General features: G+C 59.7%; 16 protein-coding genes. 12 read left to right on the forward strand and 4 right to left on the reverse strand.

Annotated features, from left to right (window positions below):
* The first annotated feature begins 90 nt into the window (after positions 1-90).
* The 8 genes from BJQ90_RS20145 to brxL all read left to right on the forward strand — a co-directional run bounded on the left by BJQ90_RS20145 (position 91) and on the right by brxL (position 13,861).
* A complete protein-coding gene (locus BJQ90_RS20145; RefSeq protein WP_226761961.1) occupies positions 91-465 on the forward strand; it encodes a hypothetical protein in 375 nt (124 codons plus the stop codon).
* Positions 466-745: 280 nt separating this feature from the next.
* Positions 746-949, forward strand: a complete 204-nt coding sequence (locus tag BJQ90_RS20150) for a helix-turn-helix domain-containing protein (RefSeq protein WP_226761962.1) — start codon at positions 746-748, stop codon at positions 947-949.
* 68 nt (positions 950-1,017) lie between these two features.
* Entirely contained in the window at positions 1,018-1,641 is a 624-nt protein-coding gene (locus tag BJQ90_RS20155; protein WP_226761963.1) for a DUF1819 family protein, read from the forward strand.
* A gap of 2 nt (positions 1,642-1,643) precedes the next feature.
* The gene (locus BJQ90_RS20160) at positions 1,644-2,243 is read left to right on the forward strand and encodes a DUF1788 domain-containing protein (RefSeq protein ID WP_226761964.1); all 600 of its coding nucleotides are present in this window, start codon (positions 1,644-1,646) and stop codon (positions 2,241-2,243) included.
* 4 nt (positions 2,244-2,247) lie between these two features.
* On the forward strand, positions 2,248-5,733 hold the full coding sequence (gene brxC / locus BJQ90_RS20165; protein WP_226761965.1) for a BREX system P-loop protein BrxC: 3,486 nt from the start codon (positions 2,248-2,250) through the stop codon (positions 5,731-5,733).
* On the forward strand, positions 5,733-9,215 hold the full coding sequence (pglX, locus tag BJQ90_RS20170; protein WP_226761966.1) for a BREX-1 system adenine-specific DNA-methyltransferase PglX: 3,483 nt from the start codon (positions 5,733-5,735) through the stop codon (positions 9,213-9,215). Before brxC ends, pglX begins: the two co-directional genes overlap by 1 nt.
* Positions 9,208-11,703, forward strand: a complete 2,496-nt coding sequence (pglZ, locus tag BJQ90_RS20175; protein WP_226761967.1) for a BREX-1 system phosphatase PglZ type A — start codon at positions 9,208-9,210, stop codon at positions 11,701-11,703. Before pglX ends, pglZ begins: the two co-directional genes overlap by 8 nt.
* A gap of 13 nt (positions 11,704-11,716) precedes the next feature.
* A complete protein-coding gene (brxL, locus tag BJQ90_RS20180) occupies positions 11,717-13,861 on the forward strand; it encodes a BREX system Lon protease-like protein BrxL (RefSeq protein WP_226761968.1) in 2,145 nt (714 codons plus the stop codon).
* A 77-nt stretch (positions 13,862-13,938) separates the two neighbouring features.
* Here brxL and BJQ90_RS20185 read toward each other — a convergent pair whose 3' ends face one another.
* The 3 genes from BJQ90_RS20185 to BJQ90_RS20195 form a co-directional block, all read right to left on the reverse strand.
* The gene (locus tag BJQ90_RS20185; RefSeq protein ID WP_226761969.1) at positions 13,939-14,562 is read right to left on the reverse strand and encodes a hypothetical protein; all 624 of its coding nucleotides are present in this window, start codon (positions 14,560-14,562) and stop codon (positions 13,939-13,941) included.
* A gap of 18 nt (positions 14,563-14,580) precedes the next feature.
* The gene (locus BJQ90_RS20190; RefSeq protein ID WP_226761970.1) at positions 14,581-15,270 is read right to left on the reverse strand and encodes a hypothetical protein; all 690 of its coding nucleotides are present in this window, start codon (positions 15,268-15,270) and stop codon (positions 14,581-14,583) included.
* Positions 15,271-15,540: 270 nt separating this feature from the next.
* Positions 15,541-19,047 (reverse strand): hypothetical protein, encoded by a 3,507-nt coding sequence (locus BJQ90_RS20195; RefSeq protein WP_226761971.1) that lies wholly within the window; start codon positions 19,045-19,047, stop codon positions 15,541-15,543.
* 255 nt (positions 19,048-19,302) lie between these two features.
* On the opposite strand from BJQ90_RS20195, the gene BJQ90_RS20200 reads away from it, so the two are divergent.
* The 3 genes from BJQ90_RS20200 (at position 19,303) to BJQ90_RS20210 (ending at position 22,416) form a co-directional block, all read left to right on the forward strand.
* Positions 19,303-21,072 carry a DUF4209 domain-containing protein gene (locus BJQ90_RS20200; RefSeq protein WP_226761972.1) on the forward strand — a complete coding sequence of 590 codons (1,770 nt, stop codon included), beginning with the start codon at positions 19,303-19,305 and terminating at the stop codon, positions 21,070-21,072.
* Positions 21,073-21,396: 324 nt separating this feature from the next.
* On the forward strand, positions 21,397-22,005 hold the full coding sequence (locus BJQ90_RS20205) for a recombinase family protein (protein ID WP_226761973.1): 609 nt from the start codon (positions 21,397-21,399) through the stop codon (positions 22,003-22,005).
* A gap of 207 nt (positions 22,006-22,212) precedes the next feature.
* Positions 22,213-22,416 carry a cold-shock protein gene (locus BJQ90_RS20210; protein ID WP_069951488.1) on the forward strand — a complete coding sequence of 68 codons (204 nt, stop codon included), beginning with the start codon at positions 22,213-22,215 and terminating at the stop codon, positions 22,414-22,416.
* A 145-nt stretch (positions 22,417-22,561) separates the two neighbouring features.
* Here BJQ90_RS20210 and BJQ90_RS20215 read toward each other — a convergent pair whose 3' ends face one another.
* Positions 22,562-23,395 carry a GIY-YIG nuclease family protein gene (locus tag BJQ90_RS20215; RefSeq protein ID WP_226761974.1) on the reverse strand — a complete coding sequence of 278 codons (834 nt, stop codon included), beginning with the start codon at positions 23,393-23,395 and terminating at the stop codon, positions 22,562-22,564.
* Positions 23,396-23,905: 510 nt separating this feature from the next.
* Here BJQ90_RS20215 and BJQ90_RS22800 point away from each other — a divergent pair.
* On the forward strand, positions 23,906-26,575 hold the full coding sequence (locus BJQ90_RS22800) for an AAA family ATPase (protein WP_226761975.1): 2,670 nt from the start codon (positions 23,906-23,908) through the stop codon (positions 26,573-26,575).
* Positions 26,576-26,663: the final 88 nt, after the last annotated feature.

The following is a 26,663-nucleotide window of genomic DNA, read 5'->3' on the forward strand; positions in this document are numbered from 1 at the left end:
CGCCCTCCGGACCGCCACGCTCCGCCGGGACCCGCTCTCCACACAATGGTTCCTGGAAAGCATCAGCGACGCCGAAGAGACCACCGAACATTGAACCGCCAACCCATCAACGATCAGACGTGGGAAGGGATCCGGACGGAATTCACTCTACCGACCCTGCAGCAGGTGCGGCGCCGGCTCTCCGAGCTGATGGACGACCCCGAACCCGTGATGCGCCAGCTCGTCCGCGTCTTCATCGACGACGGCACCTTCTGCCCGGGATTCCAGTTCCTCCCCGGCGGACAACTCCAACCAACTGTCACAACGCTCTTTCGTCGCGCCATGGAGCTGGGAATTCCTCATAACTACTTCACAGTTTGGATGGTAACCCCGTCCAAGGACCTTGCCGGCACCCGGCCCCTCGACCATGTCAAGGCCGACCCCGCTCCCCTGGTTCGCGCGCTGGATTCCTTCCGCTGGCGTTAAAACTGGCGTTTGACGGCCCTGACGGGTGCGCAGCGTTCGTTCATGGGGCTCGCCTATGACAGCCCGGATCTGGCAGCGCCGATTCTGACGCGGCTCGCAGCCGGAAGAACCAAACAGGCCCGGCGCCCTGGATGGGCGCACGCTCGCGTACGCGCCTCAGCCGCGGAAAACACTAAAGGCAGCCACTAAGGACGGCTCAACCCGTTTACATCCGGTCAAATCCCCCTGAAAAGGGTAATGCGATAGCCTAGTTTGTCTAGTACCTATTGGAGGTCCCACCTTGGCCGAACCTTGGCTGTCCGCCGATGACATCGCCACCCATCTAGGGATCACAAAAGACACGGTCTATGCGTGGATCACCGATAAGCGTATGCCAGCCCACAAGGTCGGCAGGCTCTGGAAATTCCAGACAAGCGAGGTCGACGAGTGGGTCCGTAGCGGCGGCAGCGACGGCTCAGAAATCGACGATAACAAGTCCACCTGACCTACGCAGCCCAGTGCAAGCATCCGGCAGAACGCAATTTTCTTACCTAAGATCCGAAAGGTGCCCCTTTGGTTGAGCAGCCTGCCGCCGCGAAGCAGCGCTATGCACTCTCCTTTACTAGCGGAGCCCTCCTCATGCGTGAGGCAGTGATCGTTGCGCCCTTATTCCGGCGGGAAGATGACCTTCTCAAAGTTCGAGCGTTGATCGCCGAGGAGAACTTATTGCAGGCCCGCACAGTCGCCTCCGGTTTCAGGCTTGCGCGGGAAGTTACCCAGCGGCTCGCCGTTCTGACCGGTAACGAGATCGAGCTGTTCATCCAGGCAACGTCAACTGAGCGCGGACACCTGTTATGGGCGGCGGCCTGTCGTCGATATGACCTGGTCGGAGAGTTCGCTGAGGAGGTCGTACGCGAGCGGTTCCTCTTGCTTACGCCGACCCTCACACATGAAGACTTTGACAGCTTCGTGCGTGCCAAGTCTCTGTGGCACGCCGAGCTGGCTGACCTCAAGGACTCCACTCGGCGGAAGCTACGTTCAAACTTGTTCCGGATGCTCAATGAGGCGGGCTTGCTTTCTGGTGGGCGCATACAGCAGGCGACGATGTCTCAACGCGTCGCCAACGCCTTGGCGGCGCGTACTCCGAATAACCTGCGGTTCTTCCCGACCACCAATGCTGCTTCCGGGAGGGCCTAAAAGTGACACGGACCGCGCTATCAAGTCAGGAAGAGCACCTGTTCGCTGTTCTCAGTGGCAGACGATTTCTCCAGATGGAAGGCCTGAGCAACGAGGTGCCGTTCTTCATCTACCCCTACGACCCCGAGCATGCACTCGCGGTCACAGAGTCGAAGAAGCGCATCAAGAACCGGCTGGCGAACAAGGGCGTCGTCGTCCGAGAGGTCAACCTCTACGACCTGTCAGTAGAGATTCTCAAGGAACGCGGTGTCTGGGATCGGCTGATCGCGCTCGAACCCGAGCAGGACAAGGCAGATTTCCGGGAGTTGCTCCAAGGGATGCTCGACCCGCAGCTCCACATCGCATCCGCGATCCGAGCCCAGCTCGCCGAAAATAACTTCGATATCTTCTTCCTCACCGGCATCGGCGAGGTCTTCCCGTATATCCGTTCGCACAACGTGCTGCACAACTTGCAGAGCGTCGTGACTGATAGGCCGATGCTCATGTTTTTCCCCGGCCGCTACGAGCAGTCCGACACGCTGGGGTCATCGCTCGTGCTGTTCGGGCGACTCAAAGACGACCAGTATTACCGAGCCAAGAACATCTTGGAACAGGAGGCTTGACACGATGAATCTGAACCAGATCTTCGCTAAAGACGTTCAGCGCCCGATAGAGGGCGTCATCAAGGCAGACGACACGGCGCACCTGGGCACCGAGGTCGACGAGTACGTGTTGACCAACGAAGCGGCCAAGGGCATGGAGCAGTTGCTTGAGGCATACACGGACTACACCAACGCGAACGGCGTCTGGATCTCTGGCTTCTTCGGTTCCGGTAAGTCCCACTTGCTGAAGCTGCTCGCGCACCTCCTCGGCGACGTGGACGGCCAGGCGTTCCCGCGAGAGCGCGTGTCCGAGAGCTTCCGGTCCAAGGCGCAGGATGAGTTCCTACCGGCACTGCTGACTCAGGCTGAGCGAATCCCGGCAAAGAGCCTGCTGTTCAACATCGATCAGAAGGCCACACTCATCACGAAGGACCAGACCGACGCCTTGCTGAAGGTGTTCGTCAAGGTCTTCGACGAAAGCCGCGGCTACTTCGGCAATCAGGGGCACGTCGCCCGGTTCGAGCGCGATCTGGACAACCGCGGCCAGTACGAGGCGTTCCAGGCGGCATACTCCCGCATCTCCGGACGCAACTGGGCACAAGGCCGGGAGGAAGGCGTGCTCGAAGAGGTCAACGTGGCAAAGGCGTACGCCGAGGTCAGTGGTCAGACCGAGGGCACACCGACTAACATCCTCACCAAGTACCGCAACGAGTACAAGGTTTCGATCGAGGACTTCGCCGACGAAGTGAAGGCGTGGCTCGACAAACAGGAAAACGGCTTCCGGCTGAACTTCTTTGTCGATGAGGTCGGCCAGTTCATCGGATCGAACACACACTTGATGCTCAATCTCCAGACGATCGCCGAGTCGCTGAACACCAAGTGCCAGGGCCGTGCGTGGGTGTTCGTGACCTCGCAGGAGGACATGGACAAGGTCGTTGGCGACCGCACCAAGCAGCAAGGCAACGACTTCTCCAAGATTCAGGCCCGGTTCGCCACCCGAGTGAAGCTCACCAGCGCCGATGTGGAGGAGGTCATCCGCAAGCGCCTGCTGGAGAAGAACGAGGCGGGCGAGGCGGCGCTCACCGGGATCTACGCCGAGCAGCACGCGAACTTCAAGACCCTGTTTGACTTCGTGGACGGCGCGAAGACTTATCGCAATTACACCGACGAGGCGCACTTCGTCGGCACTTACCCGTTCGTTAGTTACCAGTTCCCGCTTTTCCAGGCCGCGATCGAGGGTATCTCCGACCACAATGTGTTCGAGGGCCGCAACAGCTCAGTCGGTGAACGGTCGATGCTCGGCGTCGTGCAGCAGGTCGCCAAGGGGATCGGTGACGTCGAAGTGGGCAGGCTCGCGACGTTCGATCACATGTTCGCAGGCATCCGGGCCTCGCTGAAGTCCGCGGCGCAGCGATCGATCGATGTGGCTGAGCGCAACCTGGACAACTCGCTGGCCGTGCGGCTACTCAAGGCCCTGTTCCTCGTGAAGTACGTCGAGGGCTTCCATGCCACCACGCGCAACCTGGCCGTGCTGGTATATGACCGTTTCGGGCTGGACCTTCCCGCGCTATCCAAGCAGGTGCAGGAGGCCCTGACACTGCTCGAGACGCAGACTTACGTGCAGCGCAACGGCAACCTCTACGAGTACTTGACCAACGAAGAGCAGGTCATCGAGGAGGAGATCAAAAACGTCGATATCGACGCCTCGGAGGTCAGTGGTCGGCTGTTCAAGATCGTCTCCGGCGACATCGTCCGCACGAGCAAGTTGCGGTACGCCAAGAACGGGCAGGACTTCGCTTTCGGGTACAAGCTTGACGATCAGGTGTACGGGCAGCAACGCGAACTGACCGTGCACTTCATTACCCCGGAATACCCGTTCGGCCCTGAAGAGACCAGGATGCACAGCGCGGGCAAGGACGAGCTGCGCGTCATCTTGGAGCCCGATGAGCGTGCCCTTTCGGACCTGCGCCTGCTGATCAAGACCGAGAAGTACACCAAGCGCAAGCAGACGACTTCGTTGTCGGCGATCGAGGACCAGATCCTGCGCTCGAAGGCGACGCAGAACGTCGAGCGCGAGAAGGAACTCATCGAGCGCATCCGCCGGGCCCTTGGCAAGTCGGACCTCGTGATCAACGCCGCCGACGTAGCCGCCTCCTCGCAGGACGCCCTCGCGCGCGTGACCGACGGCTTCCAGGACCTCATCAGCCGCACTTACACCCAGCTCAGCCTGCTCGGTGGGTCTACCTTTAGCGAACAGCAAGTTGCTGCCTTTGCCAACCCCCAGTCAGGCATGATCGACGATTCGTCGCTGTCGTTGCTGGCTGTTCCAGGTGACGAGGTGCTCTCGTTCGTGCTGCAACGCGACCGGCTCGGCGAGCAGATAACGGTCAAGACGATCGTGGATGCATTCCAGGCCAAGCCCTACGGATGGGATCTCGCCTCGATCGAGGTCGTCATCGCCTGGCTCATCGGCAATTCGAAGATCACGGTCACCGTCGATGGAAACATACTCAAGCGCACCGAGGTCCCCGCGATACTGCGCAATACGCAAAAGCACTCGCACGCGGTGCTCTCCCCGCAAAAGCTCTTCGACGAGCGCAGGGTCGCGACATTCCGCAAGTTCTGCACAGACTTCTTCGACGAGACAACCGCACCAAAGGACCCACTGGAGCTGGCCCGCCACGGCAACGACCGGCTGGGGGCAAAGCTCGGTGAGCTGAAGGCGCGGGTGAGCGGGTCGAAGTACCCGTTCGTGGAGCAGTTGGCCGCCCCCATCGCCCTGCTCGAGCGGGCCGTGGGCAAGCCCGATGAGTGGTATCTGACCGAGTTCAGTCTCGGCGACGAGCTGCTCGACGCCAAAGAGAACGTGATCGACCCGATCCAGTCGTTCCTCGGCGGCGGGCAGAAGGTCATCTATGACGAGGCTGTCGCGCTGCTCGTCGCAAACACTAACAACCTCGGCTACCTGCCCCCAGGAAGCGACGCTGACGCCGTCAAGCGGATGCTGGACGACGCGAATGCCTTCCGCGGTAACCGCATGACTCAGCTCAAGCAGGCCACAAACGCATTGGCAGCGCAGATCGACGACGAGCTCTCCACCAACCGCAACGTTGTCATCGAAATCATCGAAGGACGCAAGACCGAGGTACTCGACAGCGCCTACTACAAAGATGCCACCGAGGAAGCACAACAGCGGGTGACCCTTACGATCGATCAGATCGTCGCCCGCGTAGGCAATGAACTGCAGATTGCGCTCATCCGCGAGCAGGGCAACAGCTTCGAAGAAAAAACCTACCCCTCGCTGCTCGACCAGCTTGCATCCTCTACCCGGCCCACGGACGGCACAGACAGATCTGGACCGGTGCTTCGGCAGACTATCTCGGTTAGGACAATCACCGTGCCCGGTGCCCACGGTGTGCTAGAGAACACCGAGGATGTAGACCGCTACCTTGATGCACTCCGCCGCGCGCTGCTGAACTCGCTCACCGACGGAAAGCGAATCGCACTCTGATGGAAACCACAGCGCTGAGGTTATTCGCCGCCTGGGCTCGCACCGCACTCATCCGCGAGGTGTCAGCCCGCATCTCCGTCGTCCTAGCGTCGCAAGAGCTGCGCCAGGAGCAGCCCAACGCCGTCGGCGCGCTGGAGAAAGCCGTCACTGGCGCCGGCGACCAGGGCCGCGACACCGTAGCCGAGAGAGTTGCCTACACGTGGTTCAACCGCATCATCGCGCTGCGGTTCATGGATGCCAACGGCTACACCGGCATCGGTGTCGTCTCGCCCGAACGGGGCCGCGAGGGAGGGCAGCCCGAGCTTCTCGCCGAGGCCAAGCGCGGGAACATCGACAGCGCCGTCGTCACGAACAAGCGCACGGTGGAAAGCGTCACGAGCCTGCTCAACGGCACGCGCCGCAGCGATGACCCGCAGGGCGAGGCGTACGCGCTGCTCCTCGCGGAGTACTGCCGCCATTGGAACGGCTCGTTGCCGTTCATGTTCGAACGTGAGGGCGACTATACCGAACTGCTCATCCCGGCGAACCTGCTCGCCGACGGCTCCATGCTGACTCGTGCTGTGAGTGTGCTCACCGAGGAGGTCTGCCAGGACGTTGAAGTCATCGGCTGGCTGTACCAGTTCTACATCTCGGAGCGGAAAGAGGAGATTTTCGCCGGATTCAAGAAGAACAAGAAGGCCGGCGCCGCCGAGATCCCCGCCGCCACCCAGCTCTTCACCCCCCACTGGATCGTCCGCTACCTCGTCGAGAACTCCCTCGGACGGCTCTGGATGCTCAACCGGCCCATGTCCCGCCTGGTCGACCAGATGGACTACTACATCGCCCCGGTCGCCGAGGAGACCGACTTCCTGAAGATCAACAGCCCCGAGGAGCTCAAGGTCATCGACCCCGCATGCGGCTCCGGTCACATGCTCACCTACGCCTTCGACCTCCTGTACGCCATCTACGCGGAAGAGGGCTACGCACCAGCCGATATTCCCGGCCTCATCCTCACCCATAACCTCTACGGCACCGAGATCGACCCCCGAGCCGGCGCCCTGGCTGCATTCGCCCTCACCATGAAAGCGCGAGCTCGCCAGCGCACATTGTTCACCAAAAAGGTCGAGCCGAACGTCTGCGTGCTGGAACCGATCTCCTTCACGCCGCAGGAGCTTGACTTCCTGCTCACCTCTGGCGGCGATCGCCACGCCGAGACTTCGTTCTGGAATCAGTTCGAGCACGCCGACACCTTTGGCGCACTTATCGTTTCTCCTACCGACGTCCTCCCGAGGATTCTGACGGCTCACCTCGAGGACGTCCGCGCTGGCGCCTATGATCTATTGACCTTAGACGTAATTCAGCGTGCGAATGCGGTGCTCGATCAGGCGGGGTATCTCACACGACGCTACAACGTTGTCGTGGCAAACCCGCCCTATATGGGCACTGGAAACATGGGCGCTGAGTTGACTAGCTGGGTGGTTGCGAACTACCCGGTAGAGCGTCAGGATTTGTACGCCTGTTTTTTGAACGTTGCGAAGCGAATCTCCCTGCCTCGAGGCGTGATCGCGATGATCGTAGGCGACACCTGGTTGGCTCTTCCGAGTTTTGAGGGCTTCCGCGAGGAGCTGCTCGGCACGACTCGGCTAGAGAGCCTCGTTCACCTTGATGACGTCTCGAATCACCCCGACATCTTCGGTGCCAACACCGCGTTCATCATGACCGTCGGATTGCGAAGTGACCAACGTTGCCGGTTCATCGCGCTAGAGGACAACAGCGCCGACCAGAAGGACGAGAAGCTGCAGCTTGCGGCCTCGGGCCATGAGCACAAATGGGTACACGAGATTCGCCCGACTGAATTCGCGAACGTTCCCGGAAGCATATTTGCGTACAAGCTGACCGATGAAGAATTCGAGGCATTCGAATCTGGTGTGAGGCTCGGCGATATCGTCGAACTCCGGGAAGGCATCAATACTGGAGAAAATGAGCGCTTTCTCCGTCGATGGTGGGAAGTCGCATACAGCCGCACTTCCATCACTGAGCGCAGTTCGTCGCTCCCCTCGCAGAAGTGGGTGCCGCACAAGAAGGGAGGCGCGTATCGGAAGTGGGCGGGTAACGATGAGTTCGTCGTCAACTGGCTTAACAACGGTGCCGAGATTCGCGCATCGCCGCGTGCGAGACCCCAAAACACCCAATACTTCTTCCGGCGCTCGGTGTCGTGGAGTCGGATCTCTTCTGGGGAATTCTCGCTTCGCTACTACGACAACGGATACGCGTTTGACTCCACCGGACCGTCGGGCTTCGGCGCTGATCACGACTTGGAGCTCTCTCTCGCGTTCCTTAATAGCAATCTCGCTAAGCGGTTCCTCGCCGCTCTGAGCCCGACGCTTGACTACCGGCTGCGGAATATGGGTAACCTGCCAGGTCCCCGCGATCGTGAAGGTCTGAATCTGAGTCATGTCGAGGAGCTGGTGTCAACGGCACAACGGGACTGGGACGAGCACGAGACCGCGCCGGGTTACACGCGAAGTCCGCTCATACTGGCCGGGAAGCGCAGCATCCGCGAAGCATGGGATTCGCTCTCAAAGGACTGGTCGGCCCGAGTCGCCCGCACCGTTGAGCTTGAGTCGGTTAACAACGCGGTCATGGCCGACGCTTACGGTCTGCATCACGTTGATACTGCCGCGAACCAGCAGCGCGTATCGCTCTGGTGCAACCCCGACTTCGCGCTCGCCCAGATCGGTGCCGGCCGGCGCGAGGAGGCCTTCTTGCAGGCCTCAGTTGCGGAGTTCGTTTCCTATGCCGTCGGCTGCATGTTCGGTCGTTTCAGCCTTGACGAGCCGGGTCTCCTCCTTGCGGATCAAGGCGGCACTTTGCAGGACTACCTCGTCAAGGTTCCGGTCCCGACGTACATGCCGGATGCCGACAACGTCATACCGATCGTCGATGGCGATTGGTTCGAGGACGACATCGTCGCCAGGTTCCGGCAGTTCCTGCGCGTGGCCTTCGGCGAGCAGCAACTCGAAGAGAACCTTCGGTTCGTCACCGAGGCACTTGGCGTGAAGGATATGCGCGACTACTTCCTGAAATCCTTCTACAAGGACCACGTGCAACGGTACAAGAAGCGTCCTATCTACTGGCTGTTCTCCAGTTCGAAGGGCTCGTTCAGCGCGCTGATCTACATTCACCGCTACACGCCGTCGACGGTCTCGACAGTGCTGAACGAGTATCTGCGCGAGTTCAAGGCAAAGTTGGAAGCCAGCCGCCAGCACCACGAGCGCCTCACCGCCGGAAGCGGCACACCACGCGAGAAGGCTGCCGCGCAGAAGGAAGTCGACCGTCTGCGCAAGGTGCTGCTCGAACTCGACGAGTACGAACACGACGTCCTGTACCCGCTGGCGACCCAGCAGGTACAGATCGACCTCGATGACGGTGTGAAGGTGAACTACCCGAAGTTCGGTACTGCGCTGAAGAAGATTCCCGGGCTGGAGGCAAACGATGAGTGAGACGGCCGCTATCCGACCACACCTTGAACGTCGTTTCGAAACACAGCGGGTGGTGTTCTGGCATGATCCCGAGGGTGAGTACGACGCCGACCTTGACACGCTAGGCCTGGAAGGCGTTCAGACTGTTCGTGTTTCCAACGACGAGTATGCGATCAAATACCGGTTGCTGCACCAAGAACCCAGGGCCAAGTTCCTTGTCTACCGCTCCGGTGCCGTGCCGACAGGGATAGGCAACTGGCTGCTTGATCTGGAGCTGGCCTACGGCATATTCACCGCGGACCGAACCTCGCTAGTGCAGCAGGAACTCGGGCTCACGGCCGCCGGTATCGGCGATGTCGTGCTGGCCCGTGAGAACTTCTTCCGCTTGGTCAAGCGCGTCCAGGGCCTGAAGAAGCTACTCGACGCTGACGATGACGCCCTGCTGCTGCAAGCCAAGATGTCGGCCGTTCTGCTCGGTCAAAGCGAGCACAGCTTGCTGGAGATCACGCGCACCCTGCTGATCGAGAACGCCGGCGGCATGGATCTCAAGTACGGTGCTCTCGCCGAGCACGGCCTCGACGAGTTCTACTGGCAAGGCGTGGCGTCGATCTACGGCTATAGGTCGCCGAACCCCAGCATCGCCGATCTCGTGCTGTGGGTGTTCCGGCAGGCCAACGCCGGATTCAAGTCCGAACGACCCGGCGGCTTGCGCAACATCCAGCTTGATTTCGGGAGCTTTCGCAACGACCGGCGCAGCCAAGAGGCATTGACGACGCTCGCAAGGCGCGCAGCGCGAGACTTGGACTACGCCAGCACCATCGAGGACGCAAGCTTCCGCGACCTCGTAGGAAACGACCTGTTCGAGGAAGCTGACCGCAAAATCATCAGCGACCTGGCGCGCGCGGTCGCAGAGCGAACCGTTACCCCCCGCGAGGTCACCGAGATCATCCGCAGCCGCCAAAGCAGCATCTGGGTCGACGGGTATCGCAAGCTGTACGCAGCGATCGGCTGCGCCTCCGACCTTCTGACCGCGCTCAGCACGCTCGACCTGGCGATGCAGTCCTTCGACGAAGGATTGGGGCGATATCAGAGTGACTGGTTCCGGATCGACCAGCTCTACCGGCAGTTCACATACGCAGCCCGCACTGCCGAGTTCACCGGCCCGCTGGAGGCGCTGCGCGCCCAGGTGGAGAAGTTCTACGCGAACAAGTTCCTCTACGACCTGGGCAACGCCTGGCAGCAGCAGGTCGATGGCATCGAACGGTGGCGTTCCGCCGCGCTCCGACCACAAACCTCTTTCTACACCGACCACGTCGTACCCATCACGAAGGATGGCCGGCGCAAGGCCGTCGTTATCGTCTCGGATGCCCTGCGGTATGAGATCGCCGACGAACTCGGCTCACGCATCCGTCAGGAAGACCGTTACGACGCGGACCTGAAGGCCATGCTCGGCGTGCTACCCAGCTACACCCAGCTCGGCATGGCCGCGTTGCTGCCACACAGCTCGATCGGACACTCCCAGGACGGCGATCCCGTCCTGGTCGACGGCCAGCGCACGGACGGCACCGTGAACCGTAGCAAGGTTCTCGATGCCGTGGAGGGGAAGGCGATCCAGGCTGAGGATGTTTTCTCTCTTACCCGAGACGAACTGCGGGAGCTGTACCAGGAGCACCAAGTTCTGTATGTCTACCACAACCGCATTGACGCGACTGGGGACAAGGCAGGCACGGAGCGCCAGGTCTTCGAGGCAGCCGAGGACACGCTTCGCGAGCTTGTCGATCTGGTTAAGCGACTGACGAACGCGAACGCGACGAACATCCTCATCACAGCCGACCACGGCTTCCTGTTCCAGGACACGGCGCTCAAGGACGCCTTCTACCTGTCGACCCTGCCGCAAGGTGACGATATTAAGGTGACCAACCGTCGTTACGTCCTCGGTCGCGGCTTGAAGGAAGACCCCGCTTTCAAGACCTTCACATCAGCTCAGCTCGGCCTCGACAGCGACCTGGACGTGCAGATACCAAAGTCGATTCACAGGCTGCGGCTGCCCGGGGCCGGCTCGCGTTTCGTCCACGGCGGTGCGGCCCTGCAGGAGGTCGTCGTCCCAGTGCTCGCGATCAACAAGAAGCGTAAGAGCGACGTGCGAACGGTCAACGTCAAGATCATGCCCGAGTCGGACAAGATCACCACAGGCCAGCTGGTCATCAAACTGTTCCAGGTTGAGCCCGTGAGTGAGAAGATTCACCCTCTTGTGCTGCGCGCAGGGCTATACGTCGGCGAGACCCTCATCTCGAACCATCTCGCCCTCACGTTCGACCAAGACTCGGCTGACCAGCGTGAGCGCTACCAGAACGCGCACATGCTACTCAGCCAGGACGCGAACGACTACAACAACCGCCCGGTGGAGTTCCGGCTCGAAGAACTCATCCCGGGCACGAATCAGTGGCGCATCTACGGTAAGGCGATCTACACGCTGAAGCGGTCCTTCGCCTCGGACTTCGACTTCTAAGGAGAGCGCACCCATGAACGAAGAAAGCGAAGTCAGCCAGGAAGTACCCGCTGGGGCCAGCGCGTCGGCACAGGCTACTCCGGCGCTGAGCGAGCTGGACCGCAAGATCAACAAGTTCTTCCCGGGCGTGGTTGTCCGCAAGGACTTGGTGAAGGCCGTCAAGGGCAACGCCATCGTTCCCTCCTACGTGCTGGAATACCTGCTCGGCCAGTACGCGGCCTCCGACGACGAGGCCACCATCCAGGCGGGCATCGACACGGTGCGTAAAATTCTCGCCGAGCACTACGTGAACCGGAACCAGTCCGAACTGGTGAAGTCCACGATCAAGGAGCGCGGGCGCCACCGCATCATTGACAAAGTGACCGCCACGCTCAACGAGAAGGATGACGTTTACCAGGCCGAGTTCGCCAACCTCGGCATCAAGGGCGTGCTCGTCGAGTCCGCCACGATCAAGGCCCACCCAAAGCTGCTCGTCGGCGGCGTGTGGTGCATCTGCGATGTCGAGTACTTCCACAGCGACGACGCCCGCGTGGTGCCGTGGATACTCGGGTCGATTAAGCCCATCCAGTTGTCGAAGTTTGACTTCGAGGCCTATCTAGCGGCGCGGGGCGAGTTCACAACCGGCGAGTGGACCGACCTGCTCGTGCAGTCGATCGGGTTCAACCCCGGGCTATTCGGACGCCGCGCCAAGCTCATCCAGCTCGTTCGGCTCATCCCCTTTGTCGAGCGCAACTACAACCTCGTCGAACTCGGCCCCAAGGGCACCGGCAAGTCGCACATCTTCTCGGAATTCTCACCCCACGGCATGCTCATCTCCGGTGGCGAGGTCACCGTCCCGAAGCTGTTCGTCAACAACTCCAACGGCCGCATCGGTCTGGTCGGCTACTGGGACGTCGTCGCTTTCGACGAGTTCGCGGGTAAGAAAAAGCGCACCGACAAGGCACTCGTCGACATCATGAAGAATTACATGGCGAACAAGTCGTTTTCCCGCGGCGTCGAGACCCTTGGTGCGGAGGCGTCAATGGTGTTCGTCGGCAACACCTCGCACACCGTGCCCTACATGCTCAAGCACTCCGACCTGTTCGACGAGCTGCCCGAGAGCTACCACGATTCGGCCTACCTCGACCGACTGCATCACTACATCCCGGGCTGGGAGGTTGACACCATCCGAAATGAGATGTTCTCCAACGGGTACGGGTTTGTTGTTGACTACATTGCCGAAGTGCTCAAATCGATGCGCTCAGCGGACTACTCCGACCGCTACCAGCAGCACTTCACGCTGTCATCGGATATCTCGACCCGAGACCGCGACGGCATCCACAAGACCTTCTCCGGCCTGATGAAAATCCTCTACCCGCATGGGGAAGCCTCCTCCGAAGAGATTGAGGAAATCCTTCAGTTCGCCATCGAGGGCCGCAAGCGTGTCAAAGACCAGATCCTACGCATTGACTCGACCATGGGCCACGTCAAGTTCGGCTACCTCGACATGGCCGGTACATGGCACCCTGTCTCTACCCTCGAAGAGGATGAGTACCCGGAATACTACTACCGCGAAGACAGCGGGGCTGCTGAGGCAAAGGACGTAACGGGCGGTCCGCCTGCGGCCGGTTTCGTGGCTACTACTGAAGGCGGGCAACCGACTCCGGTGGAGTCGATCACCGAGAAACTGCTGTTCGAAGGTCACCGGGAGTTCCAGGAGAACCAGAGGGGAATTTCGTTCGACACCCTCCTCGCCCCGTACCTACGTGGAGCCACGCAGATCACGATAATTGACCCATACATCCGGCAGTTCCATCAGGCCCGCAACCTCATGGAAGTCATCGAGTGCATCGCGGCCACCAAGGAGGCTGCCGACGAAGTGAGTGTAAAGCTCATCACGTCAGAGAACACCGAAGGAGAGGACAAGCTCCGGAAGCAGTTCGAGCTGTTGCTGAAGGTGAAGCAAGGAGCGTCCGTCGGCGGCATCGACGTCGACGTCATCTTCGACGGCAGCCTTCATGATCGGTCTATCCTCACCGACACGGGATGGAGGATCCTTCTCGGTCGCGGGTTGGACATCTTCCAGCACGTCACCGGCGACGCCTTTGATCTCGCAAGTAGGCTCCAGGAGTTCCGTCAGGTGAAGGCGTTCGGAGTGACCTATATCCGGGAGATTTAGTAATCGCGGGGTGAAAATGGGAGGGTGAGCTCCGACACCCCTAGTCCGGCCAAGCCTACATTTCGTCAGGGGGCAGGCTAGATCTCTCCACAGTTGATCTTGTACCTGCAAAGGGCATTGAAGCTACTGAAGGCATTGATGCCAGCGGCTAACTCGTCCGGAGACTCAAGGCGCATTCTTGTCACCCAGTTCTCGACGCGTGCCCTCAGCTCCTGCGGGAGCCTCCCGTCCGCGCCGTCATTGTCATCAGGCCCGAAGAGCGGATGCTTCTTAGCCAAGACCCACTTGCCGTAATCTGCCAACTCCTCCATGCTGTCGAAGCCCTGTGCCTCTTGCATGGCCTCAATAACCTGGGCGCCGTTGAACAGGTTGTCGAAAGCTACGTAGGCACCATGCATGAGGCCCCCAAGATCCCACCATGCGATTACGTCTGCTTCAGTGACGCCTTCTCTTTCCCAGCGGGAGCCTTCTTGGGCGCGGATGGATTCGACGTAGAAAGTTAGGTGCATTTCCGGGGAATGGGTAAGCCCAGCCATCAGTCGACCCATTGGAAGATCAATCCGGTGCAGGCCTCGTTCCTCAGCGGTACTGAGCTCATCCCGTATAGGTTCCTCGACAGCTTGGAACGCGTCCGGCGATGACATACCAGTTCTGGATGCCAAGAGCTCTGCGAAGTACCTGACGATCAGATTCTCATACATGGTTTTCGTTGGCACTGTTCAGCCTTGCACCAATTGGGCGGCAGAAATGGCAAGCCCAGGAATTGAACCAATAAATCCAGCCGCTGCCGGGCGGTAGATCGTTTCTGCCATCGTCGCCCAGCGTCCCCGTGTTTCCCCATCTGACTGACCGGCGGCTGCATAAAGGGCAACCCAGAGATCGTATAGCGACTGCTTTAAGTCCGTTTCTCCGAAAGCACTCTCTTCGGCGATACAACTGCGGATCGTTTGCACGATTTTGGAAACGTGCAGGCGGAGCTCCGGGGACAGGTTCTGGTCCTCCCCTAATAGAGAAACAACATTGTCCAAGTAGGACATGATCTCCACAACTCGTTCCGGGGTAGGTGCCGGAAGGTGACCATCGATCGCGGCGGCCAAATTCTCCAGCGTATCCATAGCGTGGACGCTAAACACGCTTCCGTTGGAAGCAGCGTTCCATGCGTGGGGATAGTTCATGATGGCTTTGGTCCAGAGGCGGAAGCTGCGTCTGAATGATTTGACGCGGTAGCCACCGCGCTCAAGGTCGTCAACGCTGAGCTTCATGGCGGCTAAGAGGCACATGGCTTGAAGATGCTCGTCCAGGGCGTTCTCTTCATCGTCCTCAAGTCGGCGGGTTTTGATCGGGCTCCCCCCTGGATGCTCACCCCAGGTCTGAAACAGTTCAAGTAGTTCGTGCGCGGGGTTCCTCAACTACGTCTCTCTAACCTTAGAAGTGCCAATCCCTTGAGCTTATCCATCGGGTCCAGACAATGGCCCTCCCGACGTCAACTCCTCCAGAAAAATTCAGCGTCCTGCCCCATGCTAGGAGGTTCGGCTGTGACTGTTAACCGAGAATGGCGGTTTTTTCACAGCTCAATTTGGCGGTTTCGATGTCTTGTAAGCCTAGCGATTTGAGGCATCTAGGTTCTAAGACACATCGCGACGCGGAATGCGCTCCGCGCAGGCTAAGGACCGTTGTCGTTAGTAATCGCGGATGCCGCGGACAGCCGCCCGTCGTGCCTTGACCAGGGCTTCTTTGAGCAACGGCTCGTAGACTTCTACGCCGCGTCGACCCAGGCGGGCGATGTCCTCGTCGTCGGAGACGGTGAGGTTTCGAAGAGTGTCGACTTTGGCTGCGTATCGTTCGTGGTCCTCGCCGGAGAAAGATCCGACTTCAAGGGTGTTGAGGAGGTCGTCGGACTCGGGGTTGAGGGGCCGGAGCATGGTTGCGAGGGTGTCGAGTGGATAGCGGTGTCCGAATTGGAACTGGAGTGCGCCAAGGAGGTCACGGACGGAGATGCTGAAAGAAGGTTCGCTGACCGTTGCGGTGATCCAGTCGGTGTCCTTGCCTGCGATGACCCAGAAGAGTTCGGAGGCTAGTTCGGTGTCTCTGACTTGCTGCCAGAGCTTCTTCCGTTCGGGCGAGGCGAGGAGCTGGACCGGCTCGTTCCATTCGTCGAGGTCTCGGTAGCTACTGCGCATCGTGGTCGTGGCGTGCTTGGTGAAGACTTCGATGAAGACCTCTGGTGATGCTTTTGCGAGTGCAGTGAGCGCTTGGGTGTGGATATGGTCGTGTCTGCTGGTCTCAGGGACGGTGTAGGACTTCATGGCGTCGAGCCAGTCCGGGTCATCCGGCGTGGGGTCGTTGTCGTAGGCCCATTCGGCGACCCAAAGTGCTGCCGCGGTTCCGCGGACTTCAGGGTTTGGGTGAGTGAACAGCGCGTGCCTGGTTGGGTCGGGGGCGTGTTTCAGTGCAAATGCTGACTCGAGTTTTTGGACGTCACGGGGGGCAAGTTGGTCGACGACCCTTTGAATAAGGGACGAGTTCGTTGATTGGCCGATGATGGCGCTGATGACGCGGTGTCGGCCTTTAGGATCGGCAAGTAGTCGGTCGGCGATCTCGGGGGTGAGTTGGTCCGTGCGGGCGCATAAGTCGATAAGCGCTGAAGCTGATCCTGCAAGGCCGTGGTCGATAGCTGCGGTGAGCCATTTGGTTGGTTCCGGGTCCGGCTGGTACGCGAGACGTGCGAAAACCTGCCAGGTTCCTGTGGTCGTTTGGCCGGCGGTCGCGAGCTCGGGGTCGTGGGCTTTCAGCCACTCCATCAGGGCTTCAGGTGCTTGTTGCTGGAATGGAGCGAGAGCTTTGTCGAGTGCGGCTTCTTTGCGGCGCCTGATTTCGTCGTAGGCGGTCAGGTGTTCGCGTTCGTGTGTAATGGCTGCGAACAGCTTGTCTGGTTCATCGAGCCGGATCTTGAGGGTGCTTGCTGCTTTGTTGAACCGGGCTCGTACGCCGGGGGTGCTGATGACCGGGGCGAGGGTGTTCGCAATGTTCTTCGCGATGCGTTTCCCGGCGCACACCTGGGCGTTGGTGGTCTTACCGCCGAATGGGAGGGCCCATCCATTCGCGATCCGCACCCATTTTTCGAGCAGGTCGATCAGTGTGAGTTGGGCGGTGGGCCTTAGCCCGGGGGTGCGAGTTGTAAGTGCCGGCTGATTGGCGTCGTACAGCGTTTCCATGTGAGTGGCGGCCCATGTGAACGACTGCAGGATGAACTGGTTCAGGACCTCGGGGTTCATGTAGTTGCCGTCGAACGTCGGCGAGAGGATTTCGCAGGTGAGCGCTGCCCAGACGGTGTCGATGAGGTCGGCGTCGGGCACGGTCCGGACTGCCTCGACGAGTTTCAAGAGACCGGCGAGCTGGGGTTGGTCGCCACTGCGCGTGTCGCGGACTTCGTCGACGAGCTCCTTGACCGCCGGCTTGATGTCGCATCCTGCGTCTTCAAGGACGGAGATCGCTTTGACGAAGGTGCCAACGACGCCGGGGAGATAGCCGTCTACTGCATCTGCGACGCGTGCGGCTAAAAGCTTAGCTTCGCTCTCGGCAGTCGTGGGATCCCCGGCATCGAGCGCTGTAGTTACGCGGGCTAGGTGTATGTCGACGACGGCTTGCGCTTGTTCGGGGCCGAGTTGGCCGAAGCTTCGTAGCAGTTCGACGTCCTTCCTGGCGTCGGGCAGCACAGCGATTAGTTCGCCGGTAGTCGGAACTCTTGGGTGCGTTGCGCCGAGGAGTTTCGTATAGACCTGGGTCTGCATGATGTCGGCAGCGAGTTCAGGGAATGTGTCTTGGATGTCGCGCAGTCGGACAGGTGAGGCGGCGCCGGAAAAGTAGACCTCGGATGCGACGGCGGCAGCGATGATGTTCGGTTGGACACGGTAGGTCTGGGTGTGCTCGATCTGTTGGATCTGATGGTTGTAGTACTTGTGGTTCTGGACGTCAACGAGGCCGGCGATCGCGACGGATCGAATGAGCCGGATGAGTTCGGGCTGGCGGATCTGTAGGAGGTCGGCCAGGCGACGCAGCTGGTCGTCGTTGACCTGGCCGAGGAGTGCCAGGGTGCCGAGCACGTCGACTGCGTCTTCCGACGTGTTGGACATGCGTAGGAAGGCGAATATATGGTCTCGCAGCGCGTTGCCGGTCCATACGGACTTCCAGTCACTTTCGTGAATGAGGAGGTCGGCAAGGTTCAGCGCCCAGGCTGGGCGGCCGGCAGCTTGTGTGAGGAGGTGCACGATCACTGAAAGCCGGGTGATGCCGCGTTCGCGGAGCATCGCTCCGAGCTCTTCGCGGGTAAGGAGGTCGACCTCGAGCTGGAGCGAGTTTGGCAGGTGGTCTGCGATCCGGTCCCTTTCGTGTGGCCAGCACGTTGCGATGATGCGGTAGTTGAGCTCCTCCGCGTTGCGCAGTTGTAGGAGCAGGTCGACGTCTTGGAGTCGCGCGCCGGAGTCGTCGACCACCACCAGCGCGGGCTTAGCTTCGATGAGGTCATCGAGAAGTCGTTCGGGCGTGGGTTGCCGTTCGAGGAACAGGGCACCGTCAAGTTTGCTGGCTACGTGGCTCTTTCCGACGCCTGGAACTCCGAACAGGATCACGTCGGAGTCGGACTCGTTCACTTCGGCGATGTGGGCGTCACGTCCGATGGTCGAAAGTTGTTGTTCGTCGGGGCGTGCTCCGCGCGGTTGACGCGAGAAGCTGAACGGTCCGCCTTCGATGTGGAGAATCTTGCGTCGCCAGACGGGGTTCTCGCGGAATTGGTTCGCGAACCATGCTCGGTCGTAGACCTGCACGAGTTCGCAATCGAACTCCTTCGCGATGTCTCTGAGCTTCTCGCGCTTCGATCTGTTCGCTTCGGCGAGATTGACCGCGACGACACGCTGGACGGGGACGTGATTCTTGCGCACCGACCGCAGGCTGTCTCGCAGGCTCCGCTTCGCGCCATCCCAACTCCGCGAGGACGTGATGATGAGACCGGTGATCCGCGAATCCTCAGTGATTTCTGCGTCAAGACCGAAGTCGGAGCCTCCGACGATGGGCACGAGTGCGGGGTGGACAGGACTGAGCAAGGAGGTCGCACAGTCTTCGAAATCGTGCGGGTTGATCCGCGCACGCATATCGGAAAGGCGTTGGTCGATGCGGTCGAGCAAGTTCACCTCAACCACCTCAGCGCTGACCTGCATCCGGACTTGTTGACGGGCCCCATGGAGCGAGTTTATGCGCGAGCGGCGACATCGCCACATCCACCTCTTATGGCTGAGCAACATGCACTGCCGTCAGATGGAAGAGCGGATCCTCTCGGGCAGGATGACCATGGACGGTGACAGTTCATGTGTGGCCTAGAGTATCCGGAGCGGATGCCGGAGGACCTGCGCGGAAGCCCACTCCCAAAGTAGTCGAGAAGAGGAAACGTGGCGTACGAGTTCAATCCAGCCGATGTTCAGGTCGTATCAGATTTACTCGAAATGGTTGCGACCCCATCTGATGAACTATTGAAGATCTGGGAGCAGGTTAGTTTCGCTGAAGAATATAAGCTCTTGGACCAGAGCCTCCAAGCAGAAATAGACTTCGTCTTCTCGTATGAATTGCAAGAAGATTTCGGAACCGCCGGCGATGTGAATCTCGTCCAGTCTGCGCTTTCAGTCACGGTCACTCGCCCTATGTCAGAGACGCCGAAAAGCGCCTGGTCCCTTTGGGCGGAAGTGCACGACGTTCTTCAGCCCTCAACCATGCGGGCCCACGTTGCCGACATACTTCTGACGGCGCGAGTAAGGCCTAAGCCCGACCATGCATCGGCGACGGTCGCATCTTATCTAGAGGTGGCAGAACTTGAAAAAGTTACCGCCCAGCAGGCTGCGCTGTCACTCGCAAGAGCAAACACCATTGCTCGTTCACGCAGAATGACTGAAGAACGGTCAGTTCGCCAGGCCATGTACACAAAAAGCGAGGTTCTTGCGAGCAGGCCGGAGACAAGCGGGCCAGCACTTACTCTCTTGGCTGCGCTTTCTGCGGACTCCCGCGGCGAGAACATGCCTGAAAAAGAACGGGAGGGGATTCGCAGTCGCCTTTTGACTATCGGAGGCGCGTCGACCTTCTTTACTGATGAAATCGCCAAGTCACTTGCGCGACTTGCGGTAAACCCCGCTGAACTGGAATCAGCCCGCCGCTGGCACACGGAACAGTACATAGCCCGTGCCCGAGCCGATGACCATGGCATGGGCAAGATGCACCACGCTCAAACCGCAGCAAGTTTAGCAAGCGACTACGGCCTTTCGGACCTCAAAGACGAAGCGGTGCTCGTCATGCAGTCTGTGGACCACGACTCCATGGGCTGGGAATCGGTTTACCACGACGTGAAAATGTCCAAAAACGCGTTTCGCGTCCATCTTCGAAGGTACGGGCCCGCACGTGATTGGAGTCATGCCCTCATGACGTTCCTAGCCAGTCCTTCACCGTCGGGAGACCATGAAGCAAACAAGCGGAGGGCCCAAAGGGCAGCTGCGGGATCGATAAGATCACTCATCACGCGTACGGTCTACGGGGCGCATGGTCTTCCGGAGCGTACCAACGGCGACTTCATGGAAGAAGAAATCACACGGACTGAAACAATCGCTCTTAGCACAACGGCGATTCTTCTTGCGCTTGAACTGGAACATATCCGTCAGCGTTTCCCAATGGCGCAAGCTGATGAAGTTGCCATTTGGATGGTGGAAACGCTGTCGGCAGATGAATCGCTTGCACACTTCTTCTCTGAGTTGCTCACCCTTCACTGGGCGGAGAAGTATTCAGATTCGGCGAGACTCTCAATTCCACTGATCGAAAGTGCCGCGCGAGGGCTGCTCCGTACACTCGATGAGCCGCTCTACAGGACCCAGCGAGGCGACTCTCCAGGGCGTTTCCCCGCGATGGATTTCTACATTGATGCCCTCGCTAAGCGGGACCTCGACCCCGACTGGGTTCGAGCACTTCGAATGACGTTGTTGACGCCTGGGATGAACCTCCGCAATCTGGCTGCTCACGGATTCATGATGGATTTTTCTGAGCAACAATCTGCATTGTTGCTTCGCCTCGCAGGGCTCTTTTGTGCCATGCCTAACGATATTGATCAGCAAGGTCTAGAAGCATTGCCCACGATGACGCGGAGGCGGCTTCGGCGACGTCTGGGGTGGATCTGGTCATGACCTGCGCGCATAACTTCCCAGTTTGCAGTCCGACTTAGCGGCGAATGTAAAGCCGCTCCATGGAAGGGCGCAACCCCTCGAATTCTCGTCTGGGTGAGGGCTGGTGTCGGGAGGCTCGTATGACCTTCCCTATGCATCGCTCACTAAAGGTTCCCTAGCTGGCGCCGCTAGCCGTCTCATAACCCTTGGGATGTGAGACGGTCCGGTGAGACAACAGTGCGGGCGTGGAACTCCGCAGCTCCGAGTGTCTTGCCACCGTGTATCGCAGCCTCCTGCTAGCTTTGCTGACATGAGCATTGGTTGCAAGACACTTGCGGGGCTTACATGGGAAAACTGATCGGTTACGTCCGAGTCTCGACCAGGGCACAGGACTTCGACCGGCAGATCCGGGACCTGCTCGCAGCCGGTGTGCGACGTGATGACCTCTACACCGACCACGGGGTCAGCGGCGCCCGGGCATCGAGGCCGGCATTCAAGAGGGCGCTGGAAGCACTGCACGAGGGGGACACGCTGGTGATCACCACGTTGGACCGGCTGGGAAGGTCCACGGTGAACATGCTCGGCCTCTCCGAAGAGCTGCGGGCCAGGGGCATCAACCTTCGGGTGCTGAACCTGGGCGGCGGGAATGTGGACACCGGCACCCCGATGGGATCCATGGTCTTCACCGTCATGGCGGCCCTGGCCCAGATGGAACTCGAGATCAAGCGCGAACGCATCAACGACTCCGTCACCAAACGCCGGGCCGCGGGGAAGGATCTGGGCGGACGGCGGCAGCAGTTCAGCGACAGCCAGATCAGCAACGCCCGCCGCCTCATCGACGCCGGGGAGGCAGCCACTCACGTCGCCCGTGACCTGGGCATGTCCCGGGCGACCCTGTACCGGCGGATCGGAGAGCTGGATGCCCGGCAATGGATCACCTCTCAGACGCCCTGAGGCAGAACGGCGGCAGTGGCCCCCGCACCGGCCGGCTCACCCATCGGCCCTTTCGGCCGCAGCTGATGCCAAGCCGCCTCGGCGACTTCCGCTTTTGAAGCCAACTGTTGCCCCTGCCAACGATCGCCCTTAGGCTCATCCATGTGAGTGGCGGGGACGGTATTCCGAGAAGCGGAACCGCCCAGCGACCCGTGAAGGAAATCAAGCATGGCAACAGGTACTGTCAAGTGGTTCAACTCCGAAAAGGGCTTCGGTTTCATTGCCCCTGACGACGGAAGCGCTGACGTGTTCGCACACTATTCGGCAATCGCATCCAGCGGTTACAAGTCCCTGGACGAGAACCAGAAGGTTCAGTTCGACATCACCCAGGGCCCCAAGGGCCCCCAGGCTGAGAACATCCAGCCGCTCTAGCAGTCCCGAGAGACTGGTCAGCCCTTGCGGCCGGCCAGTCTCTTGCTGTGTCCGGGGGCGAGAGTAAAACATCTGGCATGATGACGTTAATCCGGGCGATAGCCGCCGCACAGCCTTTGGACCCGTTGCGACAAATCAGGCGACACTAGGCTGATTCCGGAGAACCGTCATTCAGCGCCTCATCCTCGAGCTGCTGGAAGGTCCGGCCCGTGGCAGTCTTCCAGGTAATCCTTCCGTTGATGCTGCCGCCTAAAACCACCGCGCCAGCGGTGCTAGGACTGCTGAACAGCTGGTCCTTAACGAAGACGTAATCGTTACCGCGAATATCGACCACGCCCTGCTCAACTAGGTCAAGGCGCCGGCGCAGGAGAGAAGCTGGCAGCGAGGGGCGAGCCACAGCCTTGCCCGCCGACCCGGCGAGAACAAGGAGACCTTCCGTAGTTGGCCTTGCTCGGGCTTCAGTCCCGCCTTCCCGGAAGATCAGCGTCTCGGCCGCATCGTTGCCGCCGCCGCTGGGGCCGGCCAACCGGATCTCCCGGACAGGCTCAAGAATTGGGTAGCCGAGGGTTGTTAGGAGGACGGAGATGGTCTCCAGATACTCGCGGCAGTCCGATTCGAGAGGCGCCGGCGTATGCGGGTTTGAGGCGTCATTGGCGTTGTGCAGTTCGTAGCGCCCGGCTTCCGTGGCCCTTCTTATGGCTTGCCATTCCATGTATCCCGTGTGTGTGTTCGTCCAGGCATTGGTGAGAGACACAGCAACCAGGGCGTGGTCCCAAAAGTCCTTTTTGTCCGAGTGCTGCTTTAGCCTATCGCCGATGTTTCCGCTCTGGCCTATGTAGCCGGACGGCCTGCCCGAGGGCGATGATCCAAACAGGAAGTAGACGCCCACCTGCTTGGATTCAGGCATTTCCCGGAAATCGCGGAGCAGAGGGCGCGGCACCTCGAATACGCGCACCGTTCGCGTGGTGATCTCAGCCATGCGGATGCCGGCAGGGTCACCCTGCGGCAGATAGATCTGAATTGTCTGGGGTAGCGCCCTATTCCGAAGCATGCGTAGATCCTTCCACAGCGGGAGTAAGGAAGCTGTTCGTTCGTGGTGCGGGTGCCGTCATTTCGGCACGAAGGATCGACCGCTGGTGTAGGCGGCTCCGGACACGGAGGCACTCGATGTCGTCAATATCAGCCGTCGTTTGACCGAAGTCGCCTGCCCCAAGCGTCATGTTATGCCGTCCCAGACTTCTATTAATCCCGCAAGATTTGTCGATGGGAGACTACTTGTTGTTGGACGGGGTTTTGAGACAGCAAGGGTTCGTGTTGATCCGCGAGTTCCTAGGCCCTCCCGACGCCACCTCAAAAGGGGCCCAACTGTCTAAGTAATGGATCGTTTGTGAGACCGGCTGACTGCGCCAGAACCTCTACTAAGACCGCAAATGATGCTCCCTCCGTGTCGCTATCCATATGCAGTAGGCCGCGCTGTAAAGATCGGGAAGTGACTAACGAATCGCTCGAGCCGGTGGACCACGCAATACTCGAACTCCTTGAGTGGATCAAGAACCGCCCGTCATGGCATGCTGATGCTCTGATACGAGCTTCCAAGGGTCCTTTTAGCCCTAAGGAAATCCTCGAGCTCGCAGATAAATGTCTTTCGGAGTCCCAGGCCAGCTCCCTCCCAAAGCGTAGTGTCACCGCTGAGGAGCTTTCGGTTACGACTAGCACAGCTCCACCAGTAACCCTGACGCAGATCAGCAACGCACAGAATGTGAATAAACTGGCAGCGAATCAGGTCCTTCAGTTCGCCCCAGCTGGGTTGACTGTCATATACGGAGCTAACGGGACGGGAAAATCTGGGTACACGCGCCTGCTTCGCCAAGTGTGCCAAGTCCGCGGATTGCCCGGGCAAGTCTTGCCCAACATTTATGCGCAGGCGCAAGGAATCCCCAAAGCAAATATCAGCTGGTCCATTGGAAACAGCGAGGAAACTTGTGAATGGACGCATGGCAGAACCGCGGCGGCAGCGCTGAAGAGTGTCTCGGTCTTCGACTCAAAGGCAGCAGACCACCACATTCATGACGGTGCTCAGGCAGCGTACACACCTGAGGCTCTAAGACTCTTGGAGAGTCTGGGCTCTGCACTTCGCCAGGTCGAAGAGGAGTTGCAGGGAAGGATAGACGCCAAAGAAGCAGGTCCTACACCCATTACGTTCCTGCACCAGGACTCGGAGCTAACTGAGCTGATGTCTGCATTGGGCCAGGAGGGCATCGAAGCCCGCATCAGGATGGCCTCCGTCCTCACGCCAGAAGAGGTGGAGAGACTGGCGGAGCTCACGCAGGCCTTGGAAGAAGCCTCCAGGACAGATCCATCCATAAAAATAGCCAGTCTCAAACGCGTGACGAAAGAGGCTGAGGAACTGATTGAGAATTTGGAGGTCCTCGCCAGCTGCCTCGATGAAACGCAGATTGCAGCGAGCCGAGACAAGGCTGAAGATGTCGCCGACAAGGCAACGGTGGCTGAAGCAAGCGCGGCTCTGCTCGCAGGAATGGAGCTGCCCGACCTCGGAGGCACAGTTTGGAAGCAGCTTTGGGATGCCGCACGGACGTACTCTCGCTCCAGCGCCTATCCCGAGCATGCGTTTCCACATGTGGACGGAGATGCTCGGTGTGTCCTCTGCCAGCAGATCCTTGGGCAAGAAGCCAAGCGTCGAATGGAGTCCCTGGAAATACATGTGCATGACAAGGCACAACAGGAACTCAAAACTGCACGGGCCGAAACAGTTACTGCGTTTGAATTAGTCCAACGCAAAGTAACCGCAGCGGTTCAGAACCTGGTTCCATCCGCCGAGCTCGCCGATCTGTCCCAAGAACTCAGCTTCTCGAAGGCGATAGCGCCCGTCTCAACGGCTGCGAAAGCCCGACTTGATTTCATGCAACGTCTTGTGGCCACCCCAAGCGAGTTTCAGCGGCCGCTAGCTGACGATGCCGAGTGGGACGTCCCCAGCATTGTGGCCAGCTTCCAAACCGCCATCGCAGACTGGGATTTGCAGATGAGTGGGCTGGCGGAACTCTGTGATGAAGAAGGCCAAGCCAAACTCCGCAAGGAACATCGGACCCTACAGGACCGTGAGGTCCTGGCGGCCAACCTGAATCCAGTCCTGGCGGAGAATCGACGACAGACGGATTTGAGAAAGCTCAAGGCGGCAATCACCACCACCAAGAGAAACGCGGTGACGCAGCAACACGGCAAGCTCTCTCAGCAACTGGTGACGGAGACACTTCGAGAAATTTTCAACGACGAGCTACAGCAGCTCGGCGCTGGCCGTCTTCAGGTTTCCATTAGTCGAGCAGGTTCCGCCAATGCTGCCAGCACTTTCAAGCTCACTTTCGACGGCGTAGATGCAAAAAACGCTCTCGGTGAAGTGTTCAGTGAGGGCGAATGTCGGATAATCAGCCTCGCCCGATTCCTGACGGAGTTGCGGTACAGCAAGTCCAAAGCTGCAATCGTAATGGATGACCCCGTATCATCCCTGGATCACAAATACAGAGCCAAAGTCGCAAAACGCCTTGCCATCGAAGCTCTGGAGCGTCAGGTTGTCGTTTTCACCCACGACATCGCCTTCCTCGAACAGCTAAATCACCACGCTCCACATACCGGAGCCGACATCGAGTACCGAGTACTGGAAAACACTTCTGCCGGAGCGGGCACGTACAGCGGCACGTTACCTCCGTATGGCGCAAACCTTAGTAAACGGCTCGGCTACATCCGCAATCACTTGCAGCAAAATGAAAAATACTGGGACAACAAGGCCGACAAGGAGTGGCGAGAAGCCAGCGAAACTCTTGTCAGAGAGATGCGCAAGGCTTGGGAAAGGGCAATCGAAGAGGTCCTCTTCAACGACGCGGTGACGCGTTTCGAACGTGCCGTCCAGACAAACCGAGTCCGCACGGTTACGGTCGACGACAGCGACTGGACTGCCATTGAAAATGCAATGACCGAGCTCTCACGGCTCGGGCCCCATGACGAACCACAGGAAGCTCAGGACGAACCGCCAAGCCCTGCTGATATAAAGGCCCTCATTCAGGACCTTGAAGATTGGAAATCGGGCGTAGCCCAGAAGCGAAAAGCCACGGACAAGCGTAGGCCCAAGGTAACCGCCAAGATCTGACCTAACGGTAGGGTTCTTCCGGACAAGCACGTCCCTGCGCGCTACAAACGCTGATAACAGCGCATACGTCGACTGGGAAGCTACAGGA

Source organism: Arthrobacter sp. SO3 (genome assembly GCF_020532825.1).
Lineage (GTDB): Bacteria > Actinomycetota > Actinomycetes > Actinomycetales > Micrococcaceae > Arthrobacter.